The following is a 19833-nucleotide window of genomic DNA, read 5'->3' as shown; positions in this document are numbered from 1 at the left end:
CCCCAATCCGGCACTGTAGAGGCGGCACCCATTCCCCCCAATGGGTGCCGCCTTCTTCTGTCTCCGGCGCCGGCTGCGGGGGGCCGCCGGGGAGTATTCGAATATTGCTTATAGTTCTGCCACTATCAGCTCTATGCTTCTGAGATGACCGATCTCCTCCTGGCCGTCGTCGTCGACATCGTCGGTTCCCGCCGTCTCGTCGATCGCACCAGTGCTCAGCGCGCGATCCAGGACGTCTTCCTCCAGGTGGAGGCCACCTGGCCCGCCGAGCAGCCGCTGCGTCCCACGGTCGGCGACGAGTTCCAGGTCGTGTACGCGGACGTCGCGACCGCACTGCGGGCCACCACCCTCGCGCGACTCCTGTTCCCCGCGGAGGTCGACTGCCGGTTCGGCCTCGGCTGGGGCGAGGTCACGGACATCGACGCCGGGCAGGACGCGCTCATCCAGGACGGTTCCGCCTGGTGGCGGGCCCGAGCCGCCATCGACGAGGCGCATCGGCGGGAGGACAAACGTCAGCCGTACCTGCGATCGTGGTTCGAGGGCGAATCGCCCCAGGACGGAGACGCCATCGTGAACGCACTCCTCACCCTGCGCGACCACACGATCGATCAGATGCGGAACCCTCGACAGCGACAGCTCGCCGCGGGTGCGCTCCTCGGCCGATCGCAGGAGTCGATGGCGGCCGATGTCGGCATCTCACAGTCCGCGGTGTCGCAGAACCTGCAACGATCGGGCGGTGCCGCGCTCGTCTCGGCCCTCGACCTGCTCGCCGGAGCACCGACTCGATGATCACGGCCGTCCTGCTGCTCATGATCGGGGTCGCCGACATCTGTCGTGGTCTGATCCGTGGCCCGCGCTGGTCCCCGGCCATCGGGCTGGTGGTGGTCTGGCTGTTCGCCGTGCTGGGCCTCGGGCTCGACTGGTGGTGGCCGACACTGGCCGGCCTCATCGCCCTCGGGTGGCTCGTGACCATGCCGTCCTCGGACACCTCGCGACCGCGCGGACTCTGGCCCGTGCTGCTGCTCGGTCTCCTCGTCGTCGCCTCCACGCTCGTGTTCGGGGCGGGCGGGACGGCCGACAGCGCCGCAGCGCAGGTCTACGCGGGCTTCGACCTCGGCGTGCTGCAGGAGGTGCCCCTGGCCCTCGCCGTCGCAGCCGGGTCGACCCTCGTCTTCCTCACCCGGAGCAGCAATCTCATCGTGCGGGCGTCGCTGCGCCGCGCGCGTGAGGACGATGAGCCGCAACCGGCCGCGGCACCCGCCTCCGCCTGGACGGTCAGGATCCGCGGTCGAGAGTTGGGGAGCGTCGAGCAGGGCGGCACGCCGCTGCGTCCGACGACGCAGCTGCTCGGTGGCCGACTCATCGGCCCGCTCGAACGGGTCTTCATCGTCGTCCTCGCGCTGAGTGGCACCGGCATGGTGATCGCCGCCCTCGTCGCGGCCAAGGGCATCGTGCGCTTCCCGGAGATCTCCGAGGATCGCGGTGTCGGTGGCAAGGCGGAGGAGTTCCTCGTCGGCAGCTTCACGAGCTGGGCGATCGCCGCTGGTGCGGTGCTCTACCTCTGGGTGATCGCGGCCGGGTGAGGCGCCACGGGGTCCCGCGTCGGTTCACGCGGGACCCCGTGCCTCATCGCTGCTCGAGGAACGCTGCGAGCTGCTCCTGATCGGGGTACGACGCCTGGGCGCCGGCCCCGGTCGCCGCGTAGCTGCCGACGGTCGAGGCGAATCGAGCCGCGTCGACGAGCTCGTCTCCGGCAGCGAGTCGCAGCGCGAGGGCGCCCATGAACGCGTCGCCGCAGCCGGTGGTGTCGACGGCGTCCACCGTCGGCGACGGAACCGACGTCGGGTCGGCCTCGCCGTCGATCACGACACTGCCTGCGGCCCCGGTCGTGACGACGGCTCGTCGGATGCCGTGGCTGCGCAGCGCCGTGGCGGTCGCCTCCCACCCGGCCTCCTCCGGGTCGACCCCTGCGAGGTCGGCCGCCTCGTGCTCGTTCACGAGGAGGACGCCGGTCGCCTGGAGGAGCTCCTCCGGCACCGGACCGTAGGGGGAGAGATTGAGGAGCACGAGCGCGCCGGCCGCAGCGCCCCGCCGGGCCGTCTCGAGCACGGTGTCGATCGGCACCTCGAGGCACAGGCAGACGACGCCGGCACCGTCGAGCGCCGTCCACGCCTCGCCGATCCGATCCGGCGTGAGGGTGCCGTTCGCCCCGGGCGACACGATGATCGTGTTCTCTCCGGCGTCGTCGACGGTGATGACCGCGGTGCCCGTCGCGACGTCGTCACGTCGGGCGATCCGGGTGACGTCGACCCCGGAGCTCGAGAGCGACTCGAGCAGGAGGGACCCGTGCGCGTCGTCGCCGACCGCGCCGACCATGGTGACGTCGCCGCCGAGTCTGCCCGCGGCGACGGCCTGGTTGGCGCCCTTGCCGCCGGGGATGACGGCGAGTTCGGATCCCGTGAGCGTCTCCCCGGGCTGCGGGAAGCGTGCCGTGCGGACGACGAGGTCCGCGTTCAAGGACCCGACGACGACGATGCGTGGACTCTGCATGGTGACCTTCCTAGGCTGCCGAGGCGGTCTCGGCCGGACGGACCTCGGCGCCCGCGGGCTTCGGGATGAGGAACGACACCAGCAGGGCGACAGCGGTGATGCCCGCGCCGACCAGCATGGCACTCGTGTACCCGGCCGTCGACGTCCCTCCGGCGGGTGCGACGGCGATCTGCACGGCGGGGAGGACGACGAAGCTGAGGCCTGCGCCCAGGTTGAAGGCGCCCGCGTTCAGTCCGGGCAGGAAGCCCGGGTTCTCCTTCGGCGACAGGACGATGCCCAGCCCGTTGAGCATGATGTTGCCGATGCCCGCGTAGGTCGCACCGATGAGGACGGTCGTCGCGATGAGGACGGGGAGCGAGTGCACGCCGACGAGCGCCATGATGACGATCGAGACGATGCTGCCGATGAGGCCGATGCGGAGCACATTCAGGTAGCCGAGCGTTGGCGCGAGACGACCGGCGAACGGGCCGACGAGCCAGCCGACGAGGGCGTACGGCGTCAGGAACGCGAGGGAGGCGAGGTCGGCCTCCATGCTGAAGCCCGCGTCGACGTTCTGGGCGATCGAGGTGACGAGGCCGTTGGCGACGGCGAAGACACCGGTCATCGTGAGCAGCGTCGTGAGCAGGAGCGCCCAGGTGCTCCGCTGGCGGAGGTACTTCGTGGCCACCAGTGGTTCGGCGACGCGGTTCTCGACGGTCCAGAAGATCGCGAACGCGACGAGGGCCACCACGATGAACCCGCCGACGAGCAACCAGTTCGCCGCCGCGAGCTTGCCGGCCTCGTTGAACGCGGTGAGCAGTGCCGCGATCGACACGACGAGCGGGAGCACGCCCCACCAGTCCATCCTCGTGCCCTTCGACGGCTGCGAGTTCGCGGCCCACAGGACGACGAACACGATCGCGACGGCTGCGACGACGGCCATGGTCCAGAAGACGGAACGGAAGCCGTGGTTCGTGACGAGCCAGCCGCCGGCGAGGGCGTCGATCCCGGCGATGCCGCCGTTGACCGCGGTGATGAGGCCCATCATCGCGCCGTACCGCTTCGGGTCGGTGACCTCGGCGCGCAGCATGAGCAGGGTGATCGGCACGACCGGCCCGGACACGCCCTGGATGATGCGGCCGACGAACAGCATCTCGACGTTCACGGCGAGTGCCGCGACGACGGTGCCGACGAGCATGATGACGAGCATGCCCGTCAGGACACGCTTCCGGCCGATGATGTCGCTGAGGCGGGGGAGGAAGACGGAGAACAGCGCCGCCGTGGTGAAGAACATGGTCTGCGACAGGCCGATGGTGGCGTCGTCGGTCTGCAGCTCACGCGCCATGCTGACGAGCGCGGGGCTCAGCATGCTGGCGTTCAACTGGAAGGCGACGCAGGCGGCGAGCAACGCCGTCATGAGGGCGCCGATGCGGACGGCGGGCTTCGTGGTGTTCAGGAGGTCGCTCACAGCTCGATCTCCCCGATGTTCTCGAGGGCGTCGGTGACGAGGCCCCAGAAGCGTGCGTGGTCGAGCTCGGTCGCGGCCCAGGTGCTGCAGTCGTCCGGAGCCGGGCTGCGGAAGTCGGCGACCGTCATGCCGAGGGTGAGCGTGCCCGTGAGTTCGATGTCGATCGGCACCTTGACGGTCCGCACGATCGTCGGGTCGATCACGTAGGCGACCGCGCACGGGTCGTGCACGGGCGGGCTGTCGAAGCCCTGCGCGTCCTTGTAGGTGGTGCCGAAGAACTCGAGCAGCTCCTCGACGAAGCGTGCCGGGCCGGTGCCGATCGCGGCGATCCGCTCGACGACCTCCGGGGTGGCGAGGGCCTGGTGTGTGAGGTCGAGGCCGACCATGACGACGGGCCAGCTCTCGTTGAAGACGATGTGCGCGGCCTCGGGGTCGATCTTGATGTTGAACTCGGCCACCGCCGACCAGTTGCCGACGTGGTAGCCGCCGCCCATGAGGACGACCTCCTTGACGCGCTCCACGATGCGCGGCTCCTTGCGGGCCGCGAGGGCGATGTTCGTCAGGCCGCCGGTCGGGACGAGGGTGATCTCGCCCGGCTCGTGCGACATGACGAGGTCGATGATGAGGTCGATGGCGTGGCGGTCGTCGAGGGCGATCGCGGGTTCGGGGAGGACGGGGCCGTCCATGCCCGATTCGCCGTGGATGTCCGGCGCGTTCTCGAGCGGACGTACGAGCGGACGGTCGGCACCGGCGGCGAACGGCACGTCGGTGATCCCTGCGATGCGGGCGACGGCGAGGGCGTTCCGGGTGACCTTCGGGAGCGTCTGGTTGCCGACGACGGTCGTGACGGCGAGCAGCTCGATCTCGGGGTTGCCGTGTGCCAGGAGGATCGCGATCGCGTCGTCGTGGCCGGGGTCGCAGTCGAGGATGATCTTGCGGGGCATGGTTCTCCACATCGTTGGGGTGCTGGGGAAGCGGGTGACACGGCACGTAAAGCGCTTCAGGTCCGCCGGGAGCAGCCTACGTCAAGCGCTTTAGGTTCGCCAAACCGGGTCGTTCGGCTCAGGGTTCCACGGCGCCGATACGATCGACGGGTGCCCCTCGAACCGAACGATCCCCAGCCACGCGCCGCCCGTCGGGTCACCGCGGCGATGGTGGCGGAGCGGGCCGGGACGTCGGTCGCGACCGTGTCGCTCGTCGCCAACGGCAAGGATGCGGGGCATGTGTCGGCGCAGAACGCCGAACGGGTGCGCCAGGCGATCGCCGAGCTCGGCTACGTCGCCGACCACGCCGCGCGGGCACTCGCGAGCGGCTCGAGCAACCTGGTCGTCTTCGTGACGCCGGATGCGTCGAACCCCTACTTCGGTGCGGTGATCCGCGGGCTCAGGGCAGGCCTCGGCGACGCGTACCAGCTGCTCGTTTCGGTGACCGGGGAGGGCGACGTGCCCACGGCGGCCGCGCTCGGCCGATTGGCGGCCCTCCGACCGGCCGGGGTCGTGGTCGACGCGCCGAGTGAGGCATTCCTGGAGGAGCTCCGGCTCGACACCGCGCTCGTGTTGCTCGACGCACCCCGCCTCCCGACGACCACGGCGGAGGCCGCGTCCGGTGCCGTCTCCGCCGACCGACGTGCCGTCTCCGTCGACTTCGACCTCCTCGGCGGTGTTCGCGCGCTCCTCGACCACCTCCACGTCCTGGGTCACCGTCAACTCGGGTACCTCGGTGGGCGGACGGCGACGGACACGTTCCTCCTGCGTCGACTGCTGCTCGAGCGTGAGGCCGCCGTGCGCGGGATGCGGGTGCATGCGGACGATCGCGCGGAGAGCATCATCGACCTCGAAGCGGCGGCCGCGGCGTTCGTCGACAGCTGGCCGCGGTGGCGCGACGCCGGGGTGACCGCGCTGGTCTGCGCAACCGACACGCACGCGTACGGGGTGCTGCAGTCGGCGCGGGCGATGGGCATGCCGGTGCCGGGGGAGCTCGCGGTGGTCGGGTTCGACGACCTGGCGTCGTCGGTGGTGAGCGACCCGCCGTTGACGAGTGTGCGGTTGCCCGGCGAGGCGCTCGGTCGCGCAGGCGCCGAGCAACTCCTCGCCCGGATCGAGGGCCGGACGGTGGCACCCGCCCCGGTGATCGGTGCGGACCTCGTCATCCGCGCTTCGACGATCGGCCGCTGAGACGGGTCGATGTCCGCGTGACGTCGCTCCACAACCGGGGTCCGATGCGTGAGGTTGCGGGATCCGCGCCCCGAGCCTCGCGGCTCGAGCCGGCGCTTCTACGCTCGCCACATGCCCGATCGCTTCGTCGTCTCCGTCCCGCCCGACGCCGCTCCGCCTGACCCACCGGAAGCGGCGGTCGACGCCGAACCCGCGCGTGCGGGCGAGTCGCGCGGGGTCACGGCGCTCGCCGACTTCGGGGCTCTTGCTCCCTACCTCGCCGATCCGGGGGTCACCGACCTCTTCGTCAACGGCTCGTCCGGCCTCTGGCTCGACCACGGTGCCGGGCTCGTCCGCGAGGCGGGGTGGCGCTCAGACGAGGCGACCATCCGTGCGCTCGCGGTCCGCCTGGTGGCGAGAGGCGGGCGGCATGTCGACGAGGCGACGCCGTGCGTCGACGTGCGTCTGCAGGACGGGGTGCGGGTCCACGTGGTGTTACCGCCGGTGTCGACGCGGGGGACGCTCCTGTCCATCCGGGTGCCGCGGGACGAAGCGCTGGGGTTCGAGGCGTTGCAGACCGCCGGGATGTTCCCTGCGGCGGTCGCCGAGCTGCTGCGCGACGCCGTCGCGGCCCGGACGAACATCCTCATCACCGGTGCGGGTGGCTCCGGGAAGACGACGCTGCTCGGCGCACTGCTCGGCCTCGCCTCGCCCGCCGAGCGGCTCGTCGTGATCGAGGACGTCGCGGAGCTGCGGATCCTCCATCCCCATGTCGTCGCGCTGCAGTCGCGCCAGGCCAACCTGGAGGGGGCCGGCGGCATCGACCTCGAGCGCCTGCTGCGCGAGGCCCTCCGCATGCGCCCCGACCGGCTCGTGCTCGGCGAGTGCCGGGGGCCCGAGGTGCGCGAGCTGCTGTCGGCGCTCAACACCGGGCACGACGGCGGTGCCGGCACCCTCCATGCGAACTCCGTGACCGACGTTCCCGCCCGATTGGAGGCGCTCGGTGCGCTCGCCGGCATGAGTCAGGAGGCCGTCGCCCGTCAGGCGACGAGTGCCATCGGACTCATCGTGCACCTGGCGCGACTTCCCGTCGGACGGCAGGTGGTCGCCGTCGGCCGTCTCCTGATCGACGAACACGACCGCCTCTCGGTCAAGGAGTTGCCGTGACCCGGCTACGGGTCCTGCGGCGGGTGCCCGCCGCGCTTCCCGGTGCGGCCCCACCCGACGACGACGGTCCCGCCCGCGTGGCGCGCACCACGCGTCGTCTGGCCGTGCTGCTGGGTGCCGGCGTCGCACCCGGCAGCGCCTGGAGGCATCTCGCCCTGGAAGCGGACGCCGATGCGCGGACCCGATCCGCGACGGTGTCCGACGGCCTCGCGACCGATGAACCGGACGATGAAACCGGCCCGACGAGCGATCATCGAGCCGACGCGGCGGTGCTGTCAGCGGTGGCCGACGCTGCAGTGCACGGGGGCGACCTGCCGGCGGCGATCGCCGCCATCGCTGATCAGGAGCCGGGTGCTGGCGCCCGGACGGCCTGGGCGGGCCTGGCCGCCGCTTGGCAGGTCGCTGCGATCAGCGGCGCACCACTCGGTGTCTGTCTGCGGGACCTCGCCGGGTCGCTGCGCGAGTTGGACCGCATCGGTCGGGATGTCGGCACGGCGCTCGCCGGGCCGTCCGCGACCGCGAGGCTGGTGCTCTGGTTGCCGCTCGTCGCCGTCCTCCTCGGGATGGCCCTCGGCTTCGACACGCTGCGGACGCTCTTCGCAACGCCTCCTGGGCTCTGCTGTCTCGCGGCCGGTGTGGCGTTCCTCATCCTCGGCGCGCGCTGGAGTTCGGCGCTCAGTGCACGGGCGGCCAGGCGCGACCCCGCACCGGGGTTGTCACTCGACCTCGTCGCGGTGGCGATGGCGGGTGGGGGAGCGGCGCCGGCGGCCCGGTCGATCGTCGAGGAAGCGTGCGAGCGGTTCGCCGTCCCCTACGACGGTGCCACGATCACGAGCGTCCTCGCCCTGTCGGCCAGGGCGGGCATCCCCGCCGGTGAGCTGCTGCGTAGCGAGGCGGAGCAGCAGCGTGATCAGGCGCGGTCCGATGGCGAGCGGGCTGCAGCGATCCTCGCGACCCGCCTCATGATCCCGCTCGGGGTCTGCATCCTGCCGGCCTTCCTTCTCGTCGGTGTGGCTCCGCTCCTCCTCAGCGTCATCACCTCGACGACGCTCGGGTTCTGACGATCCGGTCGACGCCGAACTGCCTGCTTCCGTCGCGGGACTGCTTCAGCCGCGGGAGCGTGGGAGTGCGCGCCAGCAGCGTGCTCCGATGAGCACGGCGACGGCGATGATCACGATCGGCACGAGGATCCACGCGACGTCGCCGGACCAGCCAACGCCGATGCCGTCCTCGTTGGCGAAGGCGAGTACGTCGACGAAGAAGAACCGTGCGTGCGCCTCATCGAGCGTCGACTGCTCGACCACCGCGAGCATCCCGAGGGTGAACAGGGCGAACGAGAACCAGTAGGCGAGGATGGCGACGCCGCCCCAGATGATCCCGATCGACCAGGTCGGTCGCAAGCGGGCCGGGTCGTCGGCGTAGCGGGTGGCCAGGGCGCGTGGTGAGCCGAGGTCGGCCAGGGCGATCGTCATCAGTCGCTGATCGACCGAGAGTTCGTCTCGGAGCGACCGGATGATCGAGCGGCGTTCCCGCCCCGTGACCACGGCCTCGAGGTGCCAGTCGAGGCGCTGCAGGTACGAGTCACGTCGCCAGCGGTCCGCGAGGCTCAGTCCGCGTGCAGCGCGCTCGGCGAGCAGGTCGTCCGCTGTGGGGCGCTTCTGATCGATCATGCTGATGCTCCTTCAGGGTCGATTCCTCGTTCGGCGATGTCGGTCATCGCCCTCCAACGGGCGATGGCGTCGAGCCTCGCCGCGTCTCCTCGTTCGGTGATCGCGTAGTACTTCCGTGCTGGGCCGCCCGAGGAGGCGACCCGATGTGCGGTCACCAGTCCGTCTCGTTCGAACCGGCTGAGGACCGGATACACGACGCCGGTCGCCAGGTCGGCCAGGCCGAGGGCTCGGAGTCGTTCGACGAGCTCGTACCCGTAGGTCTCGCCGCGGTGCACGGTGGACAGGATGAGCATCGGCAACACGCCCCGGAGGAGTTGCGAGTCGCGTGCCGCCAACTGTTCATCCATGACTATTACTCAAGCATGAATAGCCGCTGGGTGCAAGGCGAGTTCGCTCCACAACCGACCTGTCGACCCGGCCTGTCGCCGTCGTCGGCTCCGCCCGCGCGTCGCTGGACGTGTTCGCCGAACATGGAGGTGTTCGTGCCACGAGCGCAGCACTCCGGTGCGGGGAAGGAACATCATGATCACGATCGGTCGTCGAGTCGAGCAGCGTGTCACGCGCGAGGTGCGGCGCGTCCTGCAGGACGAACGGGGATCCGCCACGGCGGAGTACGCGGTGGCCACGATGGCGGCCGTCGGGTTCGCAGGACTCCTCGTCGCCATCCTCCGCGGAGACGAGGTGCGGGGCATCCTCACCGACCTCATCCGACGAGCCCTGACGGCGAACGGTTGAGTCGTGCGGCTGAAGGTTCCGACATGCCGTTCGGAGGACGGGGCCGTGACGGCGGAGTTCGCGGTCGTCGTCCCTGCCGTCGTCCTCGTGCTGGCGATGGGGCTCTCCGCGGTGCAGGTCGGCCTGACCCAGCTCCGCGCGACCGACGCGGCGGCGGACGCCGCCCGGAGCCTGGGGCGAGGCGACGACGCCGGGACCGCGGCGGGTCGGGTCGCGCGCGTCCTCCCAGGGGCGACCATGACGAGCGGCGTGGAGGGCGACCTCGTCTGCGTGCGCGTCGACGCGGTGGGCGGATCCGGCCTGGCCGGCGTCGTCCCGGTGTCGGCATCCTCGTGCGCCATGGGCGGCGGCCGATGAGCGTGAGGTGGCGCCTCCTGGTCCTCCACGCGAAGGACGGGATCCAGGAGGAGAGCGGGGCCGGGTCGGTTCTCGCGGCAGGCATCCTCGGCGCCCTGGTCGCCGTCCTCCTGGCGAGTCTGCCCGTCGTGACGCTGTTCGCCGCTCATCAGCGAGCGGCCAACGCGGCCGACGCAGCCGCGTTGGCGGCAGCCGACACCGCGTCCGGCCGTCTCCCAGGCTTCCCCTGCGAAACTGCTCGCATGGTCGCGGCGCGCAATGACGCGTCGCTCGGCACCTGCAGTGTGGAGGGCGTCACCGTCCTCGTCGACGCCACTGTCGACACGGCCTTCGGCGCCATCACGGTCGCTGCGAGAGCCGGACCTCCTCCGGAGGCGTCCGGCGCAGTCGTCGGGGTGCCCGTGACCGCCACCTATTAAGAGGTAGCGGTGCGATCGGTCAGCCCTGACCGGAGTCGGTCGTGAAGACCGCCTCCAGGAAGCGGTAGTCGACGGCGCTCGGGGCACCGGAGTGGTCGTACTCCTCGCCGGTCGTCCGGGCGTACCGGTAGACCTTGCCGGCGGTGCCGCTCGGCACGTCGACGGTGGGCGTCGGTGATCCGTGGTCGCTGAGTCGGGCGCTGATCGTCTTGCCCTCCAGTGGACCGTCGGTCAACTTCACGGTGTAACTCGTCTGGGTACTCATGGCAGACATTCTGCTCCGAACGCCGCAGAACGCAAGGGGATGGACACGCGCGTGGCCGCCCCACGATTGGACAAGCCTGCTGTGCACGTGTGTATGGTGTGCCTGATGGAAGGAGCCTCGTGGCAGGCAAGAAACTCGTGATCGTAGAGTCACCGACCAAGATGAAGTCGATCGCCGGATATCTCGGTGACGACTACGAGGTGCTGTCCTCGGTCGGTCACATCCGCGACCTCATCGAGCCGAAGAACCTTCCCGCCGAGCTCAAGAAGGGCTCGCTCGGCAAGTTCTCGGTCGACGTCGACAACGGCTTCGAGCCGTACTACGTCGTCTCCGACGCGAAGAAGAAGACCGTCGCGGACCTCAAGCGCGCGCTCAAGAACGCCGACGAACTCCTCCTCGCGACTGATGAGGACCGCGAAGGCGAGGCCATCGCGTGGCACCTCCTGCAGGTCCTGCAGCCCAAGGTCCCCGTCAGCCGCATGGTCTTCCACGAGATCACCAAGGACGCCATCCTCGCCGCGAAGGACAAGACGCGGCCCCTCGACACCGACCTCGTCGACGCCCAGGAGACCCGCCGAATCCTCGACCGCCTCTACGGGTACGAGATCTCGCCCGTGCTCTGGCGCAAGGTCGGCCCCGGACTGAGCGCCGGACGCGTGCAGTCCGCCGCCACCCGACTCGTCGTCGACCGGGAGCGCGAGCGCCTCGCCTTCCGCGCCGCCTCCTACTGGGACGTCATCGCCCGCTTCCTCCCCGAAGCCGACGCCACCGGAGCGCCCTTCACCGCGCGTCTCGTCCGGCTCGACGGCGACCGCGTCGCCACCGGCCGCGACTTCGACGACCTCGGACAGCTCAAGGGCAGTGCCGTCCCGCTCGACGAACAGCGGGCCACGGCGCTCGCCGCAGCACTCGAGCAGTCCAAGGCGACCGTCCTCTCCGTCGAGTCCAAGCCGTACTCCCGCCGGCCGGCGGCTCCCTTCACGACCTCCACGCTCCAGCAGGAGGCCGGTCGCAAGCTCCGCTTCTCCGCTCGCCAGACGATGAGTGTCGCGCAGTCGCTGTACGAGAACGGTTACATCACGTACATGCGTACCGACTCGCCGTCGCTGAGCAAGCAGGCGATCGACGCGGCGCGGAAGCAGGCTGCTGCCCTCTACGGTGCCGAGACGGTGCCCGACAAGGCTCGCCTCTACAGCGGCAAGAGCAAGAACGCGCAGGAGGCGCACGAGGCGATCCGTCCCTCGGGCGACACCTTCCGCACGCCGTCCTCGCTCGCCTCGACGCTCCGCGGCAACGACTTCAAGCTGTACGACCTGATCTGGAAGCGCACCGTCGCAAGCCAGATGGCCGACGCGAAGGGCTCCACGGCGACGATCACGCTCGAGTCGAAGACCGACGTGGGCCGCGCCGAGTTCACCGCTTCCGGTACCGTCATCACCTTCCGCGGCTTCCTCGCCGCCTACGAAGAGGGTCAGGACGAGGACCGCAACTCGCAGGACGACGCGTCCGAGGCGAAGTTGCCGCCCCTCACCGAAGGCCAGCAGCTCGGCATCGAGGACCCGGAGGCGAAGGGGCACGAGACCTCGCCGCCGCCGCGCTACACCGAGGCCAGCCTCGTGAAGCGGCTCGAGGAGCTCGGCATCGGGCGACCGTCCACGTTCGCATCGATCATCTCCACGATCATCGATCGCGGCTACGTGACGCAGCGCGGCCAGGCGCTCATCCCCAGCTGGGTGGCGTTCAGCGTCGTCCGTCTCCTGGAGGAGTACTTCGAGGAACTCGTCGAGTACGACTTCACCGCTGAGATGGAGAACGACCTCGACCGGATCGCCGGCGGCTCGGTCGACCGCGTCGACTGGCTCAAGGGCTTCTACTTCGGCGACGACTCGGGTCGCGGCCTGCGTCAGGTCATCGACAACCTCGGCGACATCGACGCCCGCCGCATCAACTCGATCGTCATCGACGACGGGGTCACGCTCCGCATCGGCAAGTACGGCCCGTACCTCGAGGTCACGCCCGACGGTCCGCCGCCGGCCGAGGGAGAGGAAGCACCGACGCCGCGTCGGGTCAACCTGCCCGAGGACCTCGCGCCCGACGAGCTGACGCCCGCGAAGGCGCACGAGCTCATCGACGCACCCGTCGTCGGCGATCGCGTCATCGGCGTGAACCCGACGACCGGCAAGGAGATCGTCGCGAAGGACGGACGCTTCGGCCCGTACATCACCGAGGTCGACCCGGAGCCCGAGGCGGAGCTCTCCGTCGACACGGCGACCGGCGAGGTGACCGAGCCTGCTGCGGGTGCCAAGAAGAAGGCCCCCGCCAAGAAGAAGGCGGCGGCCGAGAAGCCCCGCACCGCGTCGCTCTTCAAGTCGATGGACCTCGCGACCATCGACCTCGAGACCGCGCTCAAGCTCCTCGACCTGCCTCGCGTCGTCGGAGCCGACCCCGAGTCGGGCGAGGAGATCCTCGCGCAGAACGGTCGCTACGGTCCGTACCTGAAGAAGGGCACCGACACCCGGTCGCTCACCTCCGAGGACGACATCTTCGCGGTCGACCTCGCCGGTGCCGTCGAGCTGTTCGCACAGCCCAAGTACGGAGCCCGGAAGGCGTCGAGCGCCCTCAAGGAGTTCGAGGCCGACCCCGAGAGCGGGAAGCCGATCAAGATCAAGGACGGCCGCTTCGGCGCCTACGTGACCGACGGCGTGACCAACGCGACGATCCCGCGTGGCGAGGAGGTCGACGACGTCGACTTCGAGCGAGCGGTCCAGCTCCTCGCGGACAAGCGCGCGAAGGGCCCGGCGAAGCCGAAGGCCGGTCGCAAGGCTCCCGCGAAGAAGGCACCCGCGAAGAAGGCTCCGGCCAAGAAGACCGCCGCGGCGAAGACGGGGACCGCCAAGACGGCGGCCACGAAGTCCGCGACGGCCACGTCGACCGCCCGCTCGGAAGCGGCGAAGAAGGCTGCCGCGACCCGCGCTGCGAACAAGGCGGCTGCGGCGAAGGCCGACGCCGTCACGTGAGCGAGGGAGGACGCCCTCGGGGCCTGTTCATCACCCTCGAGGGCGGCGACGGTGTCGGGAAGTCGACGCAGGCTCGACTCCTGAGCGACTGGTTCGAGCAGCAGGGGCGGACGGTCGTCCGAACCCGTGAGCCGGGCGGCAGTGAGCTCGGTGTCGAGATCCGCGAGATCGTGTTGCATCACCGAGGCGACATCAGCCCGCGTGCCGAGGCCCTGCTCTACGCAGCGGACCGTGCTCACCACATCGCCACCGTGGTGCGCCCGGCCCTCGCGAGGGGCGAGGTCGTCCTGCAGGACCGGTACCTCGACTCGTCGGTCGCCTACCAGGGCAGCGGGCGCGTGCTCGACGCCGAGCAGATCCGCGGTATCTCGCTCTGGGCCGCCGAGGACCTCCTGCCCGACGTGACCGTGCTCCTCGACCTGGACGTCGCCGTCGCCCGTGGTCGTCTCGACAACGCCAACAAGCGGTTCGACCGGCTCGAGGCCGAGGCGCAGGACTTCCACACCCGGGTGCGGGAGTCGTTCCTCGCCCTCGCGGCAGCGGAGCCCGAGCGGTTCCTCGTCGTCGACGCGTCGCTCCCACCCGAGCAACTCGCCGCCGACATCCAGGCCCGCATCGCACCGCTCCTCTGAGCGCATGCCCTCCCGGTCCCTGAGCGCACCCCACTCCGGTTCCTGAGCCTGTCGAAGGGCACATCCTCCTGGTCCCTGAGCGCACACCGTTCCCGTCCCTGAGCGCACATCCTCCCGGTCCCTGAGCCTGTCGAAGGGCCCGCCGGCTCAGGTCGGTGCCGCCCGGTATCCTGGACGCATGGCTTCCTGGACCGACTTGACGGGTCAACGCGACGCGATCGAGCTCCTCCAGTCGGCGTCGGACCCGGTCACGCCCAAGGGCCTCACCCACGCCTGGCTCATCACCGGGCCGCCCGGTTCCGGCCGGTCGACCCTCGCCTACGCGTTCGCCGCCGCGCTGCTCAGTCGTGAGCCCGGGGGCGACGACGTCACCCGTCGTCAGGTGGAGGCGCGCACCCATCCCGACCTCTCCGCACTGAGTACCGATCGCGTCATCATCACGATCGACGAGGTCCGCGACCTCGTCCGCAACGCCTACCGCGCGCCGTCCGTCGGTCGCTTCCGCGTCATGGTCGTCGAGGACGCCGACCGCATGACCGAGCGCACCTCCAACCTGCTCTTGAAGTCGCTCGAGGAACCGCCGAGCAGCACGATCTGGGTCCTGTGCGCGCCGAGCGAGGCCGACCTGTTGCCCACCATCCGGTCGCGCGTCCGCTCGGTCCGCCTCGGCGTCCCCACCATCGACGACGTCGCCGAGCTGCTGGAACGGCGCGACGGTGTGGAGCCCGACCTCGCCGAGCGTGCCGCCCGTGAGGCGCAGAGCCACGTCGGCATGGCCCACCGCCTCGCGACCGACCCCGGCGCACGGCAGCGCCGTGAGTCCACGCTCCGTGCGGTGCTCGACATCCGGAGCGCCGGCCAGGCGGTCGTCACCGCGGGTCGCCTCCTCGAGCTGGCGGGCGATGACGCGAAGGCGTACACCTCGCTCCGCGACGAGGCCGAGCGGGAGAGCACCCTGCGCTCACTCGGCGTCGAGCCCGGTCAATCGGTCCCACCGGCCCTCCGCTCGCAGGTGCGGGCGATGGAGGAGGACCAGAAGCGGCGCGCCACCCGCAGCCTGCGCGACGGGCTCGACCGGATCATGGTCGACCTGCTCTCGCTGTACCGCGACATCGTGCTCCTGCAGCTGGGGCACGACGCCACGATCATCAACCGTGAATTGCGTCCGGAACTCGAGGAAGCCGCTCGCCGGACGACGCCTGCGGTTACGATCGAAACCTTGGAGGCGATCTCCGTCGCCCGCACACGAATCGAAGGGAACGTCGCCCCGGCGCTGGCCTTGGAGGCCATGCTCGTGTCGGCGGTCCGGTAGGGAGCCTCTGTGACTTCGCCCAGGCAGCAGCCGTCGGACTCGACGGGATCGACCGGTGCGCCCCGTCGCAGGGGTCCCGGTGCGCGCCGTACGGCGCGGGTCGCCCTGGTGGCCGGTCTCGCGGTCGCGGCACTCACCCTGAGTGGGTGCGTGACGGCCTTCCTGCCACCGAAGGCCGCCGAGCCGACGACGTCGTCCTCCTCGCCGGCGACGAGCGACGTCGCCGCCGAGCTGAAGCCCTTCTACGAGCAGAAGCTCGACTGGAAGACCAGCGGCTGTGCCGACGGCTTCGAGTGCGCCACGGCGAAGGCGCCCATCGATTGGGACAACCCCTCGGACGGCGAACTCTCCCTGGCGCTCGTGCGTCACCAGGCGACGAACGGCAAGCCGATCGGCTCGCTCTTCATGAACCCCGGCGGACCGGGTGGTTCCGGCTACAGCCTCGTCGCCGACAGCCTCGACTTCGCGGTCGACAAGGACCTCCAGGAGAACTTCGACGTCGTCGGCTTCGATCCCCGCGGTGTCGGCAAGTCGACGCCGGTGACCTGCCTGACCGACTCCGAGATGGACGCGTACCTGTACGACGTGACGCCGGGGAAGCGCGGCTCCGACGAGTGGATCGCCGCGAACGAGAAGGCTGCGAAGGACTTCGGCGACGCGTGTGCGGAGGAGACGGGCAAGATGCTCGAGTTCGTCGACACGCAGAGCGCTGCGAAGGACCTCGACATGCTGCGTGCGGCCGTCGGCGACAAGCAGCTCTACTACCTCGGGTACTCGTACGGCACCTTCCTCGGAGCGACCTACGCGGAGCTCTTCCCGAAGAACGTCGGGCGCCTCGTGCTCGACGGTGCGATCGACCCGTCGACGTCGAACTTCGAGGTCGTCAAGGAGCAGGCCAAGGGCTTCGAGAGTGCTCTGCGCGCCTACCTCGAGGACTGCATGACGGGCAAGGACTGCCCGTTCAAGGGCTCCGTCGACAGTGCGATGACCGAGATCAAGACGCTCCTCGACGAGGTCGACGCGAACCCGATCCCCGGCGACGACGGACGTGAGCTGGGCGGCAACACGCTGCTCACGGCGATCATCTACCCGCTGTACCAGGCCGATGCGTGGCCATACCTCAGCAAGATGTTCGCCGAGGTCATGCAGGGTGGGACCGACATCGCGTTCCAGTTCGCCGACGGCTACAACGGTCGCAACGAGTCCGGCAAGTACGCCGACAACCAGACCGAGGCCTTCAACGCGATCAACTGCCTCGACTACAGCTACGACGACGACAAGACGAAGATGGCCGACGAGGCGAAGCAGCTGGAGGAGGCGGCTCCCGTGATCGGTGAGTACATGGCCTACGGCGACACGTTCTGCGCCAACTGGCCGTACCAGACGCGGACCGAGCGTGGGGAGATCCACGCGAAGGGTGCTGCGCCGATCCTCGTCGTCGGGACGACGAACGACCCGGCCACGCCGTACGTCTGGGCGCAGAACCTCGCGGAGCAGCTCGACAAGGGTCAGCTGATCACCTACAAGGGTGAGGGTCACACCGGCTACAACAAGGGCAGCGACTGCGTGAACCAGGCGGTCGACCAGTACCTCATCGACGGCACGGTGCCGTCGAAGGACCCGATGTGCAGTTGACGGCGGGATCCTGATGACCATGACGGCGCCGGCTGAACTCGGGCTCCGCGAGCGGAAGCGGCTCGCGACGCGTCGGGCGATCCAGCACGCGGTGCTGACGCTCGCGAGTGAGCAGGGGCTCGAGAATGTGACGGTCGAGGAGGTGAGCCGTCGGGCGGAGGTCTCGCCGCGGACCTTCTTCAACTACTTCGGGACGAAGGAGGAGGCGCTGATCGGCGACATCCCGCTGATCCCGGACGGCGACGCCCTCCACGCCTTCCTCACTGCTGGCCCCGCCACCGACGTGCTCACCGATCTGGGGGAGCTCCTGGCCCGGACCGTCGGTGACGCCGACGAGGACGTCGAGATCCACCATCTCCGCAAGGACGTGCTGCGCGACCACCCGCACCTGCTGGGTGCGCGGATCGCGAGCATGCGAGGCTTCGAGGAGGGCCTGTACAAGGTCGTCGAGCGGCGGGTGCTGAACGACGACCCGACGCTCGCGGAGGACGCGGAGGCACTGTTCGACCGCTGCTGGATGGTGACGATGGTGGGCTTCGCCGGCCTGCGTCACGCCTGGCGCTGCTGGGCCGATGCGCCGACGCCAGGGTCCCTCGCCGAGCGGATCCGTCGTTCTTTCGCCGAGCTGTACACGACGGTCCAAAAGCTGCGCTAACATGGATACTCGTGCGCCGGGCGACCAGCGCACGCGCCGCCCTAGCTCAGTCGGCAGAGCATCTCACTCGTAATGAGAAGGTCAAGGGTTCGATTCCCTTGGGCGGCTCCATCAGCACCACCCGGCCGTTGCCCTGGAACACCCAGGTCAGCGGCTTTTTTCTTGCCTCGATCCATCCACGATCGCCTCGCAATTCTGGCGGGCAGGTGCGGTTTTGGGCCCGATTGACAGCAACGCTGACAGCAACGGCTGACAGCAACGCCCACGGACGCCGACGAACCGCGGCGCACGACAGTGGTCAGTCGAGGCTCGGGCCTCGGTCGGTGAGCGCGGAGTTCATCGCCGCAGAAGCGCTCTTCAGCGTCGCCGGCGCAACATGCGAGTAGATGTCGGAGGTGATCGCCATGTTCGAGTGTCCAAGGATCTCCATGACGACTCGCATCTGCACGCCCTGCGAGAGGAGCAGGGATGCGCAGGTGTGGCGCATGTCGTGAAAACGGATGCGGCGGACGCCCGCGGCCGCGATGTCCTTGTCGAAGGTTCGACGCAGGTTGCTGGGCTCGATCGGTGTGCCGATCTTCGTCGTGAAGACCAGCCCCGTGTCGTCCCACGCTGGTCCTGCGGCTCGGCGGTCGCCGTCTTGGATTGCGTGCCGCCGTCTCAGTGCATCGGCGGCACGTTCGGGCAGGGGGAGTGTTCGTCGGGAGCGCTTGGTCTTGGTGGGGCCGATGCTCATGCCCTGGCCGACGCCGGCGCGATGTGCCGTCTGACGAACCCGGAGCTCTGTTCGTTCGGCGTTGATGTCAATCCAGCGCAGGCCCAAGAGCTCGCCTCGCCTCAGACCGAGGGTGAGCGCCAGGGTATAGATCTCGGCGAACTGCGACTCACGACTGGACTCGAGGAAGGTCGAGGCGTCCTCGGCAGTCCAGGGCTCAACCTCTGAGTCATCGAGTTTCGGTGCTCGGACAAGCGAGGCGACGTTCCGAGCAATGTGTTGTTCTCTGGCTGCCTCGGCGAGGATGCTTCTCAGCACTGCGTGGGCGAGTCGCACGGTGTGCGCTGATACGCCGGTGCGGGCGATGGCGGTGTGCATCTCGCGCACGTGCGCTGGCGTGATCTGCTCGAGCTTCTTTGTCCCGAGCGCGGGCAGTATGTGCTTCCCAAGGATCCATTCGTAGTTGGCGCGTGTCGTCGGGCGGAGCGCGGTCGGAGCGACGTGCTGCATCCAATGCGCCGCGTACGTCTGCATCGTCCAGCCCGACACTGCCGTCGGCACACCGCTGTCTGTCTGCGTGATGAGGTCACGGACCTTGGCCGCGACCTCTGCCTTGGTGCGACCGTAGACCTGTCGGCGCTTCTGTGATCCGTCCGGCGCCAACACATAGGTGGCACCTGTCCATCTCCCATCGGTGCGCTTGTAGATCGACCCCTCGCCGTTTGCCCGCTGACTCACGCCTGGTCTTCACCTGCGAGGTGCTGGGCAAAGCGGTGCAGCGCTGCGACGGGGATGCGTCTGGCGCGTCCGATCTTGACGCTGGAAAGGTGACCCAACCTCATGAGGTCGTAGACGGTGGATCGTCCCACTCCGAGCGATTCCGCTGCTTCTTCGGCGGTGAGCAAGAGCTTGTCGATTGGCATCATGATCCGATCAGTCGTTGGGCTGCCGAGTGGATGCCCTTTGGCTGCTCTTGCTGGCTAGCGAACGAAGCGGCGGACTTCAGCGGATTGCGTCAGCTAGTGAGCGTTCAGACGCCACTTCCACTTCGAAGACGATTTCTCCGGGGAAGCTTCCTAAACCGAGTCGACTGCTCGACCGAAT

General features: G+C 69.5%; 21 protein-coding genes and 1 tRNA gene. 14 read left to right on the top strand and 8 right to left on the bottom strand.

Annotated elements, in window-relative coordinates; translation table 11 throughout:
* Positions 1 to 144 precede the first annotated feature (144 nt).
* Entirely contained in the window at positions 145 to 789 is a 645-nt protein-coding gene (locus tag EAO79_RS18235) for a SatD family protein (protein ID WP_124769889.1), read from the top strand.
* Positions 786 to 1583 carry a hypothetical protein gene (locus EAO79_RS18230; protein ID WP_124769888.1) on the top strand — a complete coding sequence of 266 codons (798 nt, stop codon included), beginning with the start codon at positions 786 to 788 and terminating at the stop codon, positions 1581 to 1583. Before EAO79_RS18235 ends, EAO79_RS18230 begins: the two co-directional genes overlap by 4 nt.
* Before the next feature lie 43 nt (positions 1584 to 1626).
* Here the strand turns inward: EAO79_RS18230 and EAO79_RS18225 are convergent, their stop codons facing one another.
* The 3 genes from EAO79_RS18225 to EAO79_RS18215 are packed head-to-tail and all read right to left on the bottom strand — an operon-like array spanning position 1627 to position 4941.
* On the bottom strand, positions 1627 to 2550 hold the full coding sequence (locus EAO79_RS18225; protein WP_124769887.1) for a ribokinase: 924 nt from the start codon (positions 2548 to 2550) through the stop codon (positions 1627 to 1629).
* Between the two features lie 10 nt (positions 2551 to 2560).
* Positions 2561 to 3997: an MFS transporter gene (locus EAO79_RS18220; RefSeq protein WP_371413655.1), complete on the bottom strand. Its 1437-nt coding sequence runs from the start codon at positions 3995 to 3997 to the stop codon at positions 2561 to 2563.
* Entirely contained in the window at positions 3994 to 4941 is a 948-nt protein-coding gene (locus tag EAO79_RS18215; protein ID WP_079003118.1) for a nucleoside hydrolase, read from the bottom strand. The genes EAO79_RS18220 and EAO79_RS18215 overlap by 4 nt, the downstream gene beginning before the upstream one ends.
* A 150-nt stretch (positions 4942 to 5091) precedes the next feature.
* On the opposite strand from EAO79_RS18215, the gene EAO79_RS18210 reads away from it, so the two are divergent.
* The 3 genes from EAO79_RS18210 to EAO79_RS18200 all read left to right on the top strand — a co-directional run bounded on the left by EAO79_RS18210 (position 5092) and on the right by EAO79_RS18200 (position 8378).
* Positions 5092 to 6171, top strand: coding sequence for a LacI family DNA-binding transcriptional regulator (locus EAO79_RS18210; RefSeq protein WP_307783527.1), 1080 nt, complete (start codon positions 5092 to 5094; stop codon positions 6169 to 6171).
* 111 nt (positions 6172 to 6282) lie between these two features.
* Positions 6283 to 7317: a TadA family conjugal transfer-associated ATPase gene (locus EAO79_RS18205; RefSeq protein WP_124769886.1), complete on the top strand. Its 1035-nt coding sequence runs from the start codon at positions 6283 to 6285 to the stop codon at positions 7315 to 7317.
* Entirely contained in the window at positions 7314 to 8378 is a 1065-nt protein-coding gene (locus EAO79_RS18200; protein ID WP_124769885.1) for a type II secretion system F family protein, read from the top strand. Before EAO79_RS18205 ends, EAO79_RS18200 begins: the two co-directional genes overlap by 4 nt.
* A 45-nt stretch (positions 8379 to 8423) precedes the next feature.
* On the opposite strand, the gene EAO79_RS18195 is transcribed toward EAO79_RS18200, so the two are convergent.
* Both EAO79_RS18195 and EAO79_RS18190 read right to left on the bottom strand, forming a co-directional pair.
* A complete protein-coding gene (locus tag EAO79_RS18195) occupies positions 8424 to 8987 on the bottom strand; it encodes a hypothetical protein (RefSeq protein WP_241160929.1) in 564 nt (187 codons plus the stop codon).
* The gene (locus EAO79_RS18190) at positions 8984 to 9334 is read right to left on the bottom strand and encodes a PadR family transcriptional regulator (protein ID WP_124769884.1); all 351 of its coding nucleotides are present in this window, start codon (positions 9332 to 9334) and stop codon (positions 8984 to 8986) included. The genes EAO79_RS18195 and EAO79_RS18190 overlap by 4 nt, the downstream gene beginning before the upstream one ends.
* A gap of 175 nt (positions 9335 to 9509) precedes the next feature.
* On the opposite strand from EAO79_RS18190, the gene EAO79_RS18185 reads away from it, so the two are divergent.
* The 3 genes from EAO79_RS18185 to EAO79_RS18175 are packed head-to-tail and all read left to right on the top strand — an operon-like array spanning position 9510 to position 10498.
* Positions 9510 to 9722, top strand: coding sequence for a DUF4244 domain-containing protein (locus EAO79_RS18185; RefSeq protein WP_121293956.1), 213 nt, complete (start codon positions 9510 to 9512; stop codon positions 9720 to 9722).
* Positions 9723 to 9767: 45 nt separating this feature from the next.
* Positions 9768 to 10079: a TadE family type IV pilus minor pilin gene (locus EAO79_RS18180; protein ID WP_159879647.1), complete on the top strand. Its 312-nt coding sequence runs from the start codon at positions 9768 to 9770 to the stop codon at positions 10077 to 10079.
* Positions 10076 to 10498: an Rv3654c family TadE-like protein gene (locus EAO79_RS18175; RefSeq protein ID WP_124769883.1), complete on the top strand. Its 423-nt coding sequence runs from the start codon at positions 10076 to 10078 to the stop codon at positions 10496 to 10498. Before EAO79_RS18180 ends, EAO79_RS18175 begins: the two co-directional genes overlap by 4 nt.
* Positions 10499 to 10517: 19 nt before the next feature.
* On the opposite strand, the gene EAO79_RS18170 is transcribed toward EAO79_RS18175, so the two are convergent.
* Complete coding sequence (locus EAO79_RS18170; RefSeq protein ID WP_124769882.1) at positions 10518 to 10763, bottom strand: hypothetical protein; 246 nt, start codon at positions 10761 to 10763, stop codon at positions 10518 to 10520.
* Positions 10764 to 10924: 161 nt separating this feature from the next.
* On the opposite strand from EAO79_RS18170, the gene topA reads away from it, so the two are divergent.
* From topA to EAO79_RS18140, 6 genes are all read left to right on the top strand, one after another.
* Positions 10925 to 13780 carry a type I DNA topoisomerase gene (topA, locus tag EAO79_RS18165; RefSeq protein WP_124770228.1) on the top strand — a complete coding sequence of 952 codons (2856 nt, stop codon included), beginning with the start codon at positions 10925 to 10927 and terminating at the stop codon, positions 13778 to 13780.
* Positions 13777 to 14412: a dTMP kinase gene (gene tmk, locus EAO79_RS18160; protein ID WP_124769881.1), complete on the top strand. Its 636-nt coding sequence runs from the start codon at positions 13777 to 13779 to the stop codon at positions 14410 to 14412. The genes topA and tmk overlap by 4 nt, the downstream gene beginning before the upstream one ends.
* Positions 14413 to 14590: 178 nt before the next feature.
* Positions 14591 to 15724, top strand: a complete 1134-nt coding sequence (locus EAO79_RS18155) for a DNA polymerase III subunit delta' (RefSeq protein WP_124769880.1) — start codon at positions 14591 to 14593, stop codon at positions 15722 to 15724.
* Positions 15725 to 15832: 108 nt separating this feature from the next.
* Positions 15833 to 17359: an alpha/beta hydrolase gene (locus tag EAO79_RS18150; protein WP_241160928.1), complete on the top strand. Its 1527-nt coding sequence runs from the start codon at positions 15833 to 15835 to the stop codon at positions 17357 to 17359.
* Positions 17360 to 17378: 19 nt separating this feature from the next.
* A complete protein-coding gene (locus tag EAO79_RS18145) occupies positions 17379 to 18014 on the top strand; it encodes a TetR/AcrR family transcriptional regulator (RefSeq protein WP_175117477.1) in 636 nt (211 codons plus the stop codon).
* 35 nt (positions 18015 to 18049) lie between these two features.
* Positions 18050 to 18125, top strand: a tRNA-Thr gene (locus EAO79_RS18140).
* Between the two features lie 187 nt (positions 18126 to 18312).
* On the opposite strand, the gene xerC is transcribed toward EAO79_RS18140, so the two are convergent.
* On the bottom strand, positions 18313 to 19467 hold the full coding sequence (gene xerC / locus EAO79_RS18135; RefSeq protein WP_137243698.1) for a tyrosine recombinase XerC: 1155 nt from the start codon (positions 19465 to 19467) through the stop codon (positions 18313 to 18315).
* Positions 19464 to 19652 carry a helix-turn-helix domain-containing protein gene (locus EAO79_RS18130; RefSeq protein WP_124769877.1) on the bottom strand — a complete coding sequence of 63 codons (189 nt, stop codon included), beginning with the start codon at positions 19650 to 19652 and terminating at the stop codon, positions 19464 to 19466. Before EAO79_RS18130 ends, xerC begins: the two co-directional genes overlap by 4 nt.
* Positions 19653 to 19833: the final 181 nt, after the last annotated feature.

Origin of the sequence: Plantibacter sp. PA-3-X8 (genome assembly GCF_003856975.1) — a bacterium.
In the GTDB taxonomy this organism is placed as follows: Bacteria; Actinomycetota; Actinomycetes; order Actinomycetales; family Microbacteriaceae; genus Plantibacter; species Plantibacter auratus.
Note: the sequence above shows the minus strand (reverse complement) of the source record. Positions and strands in the feature narration are given on the sequence as shown.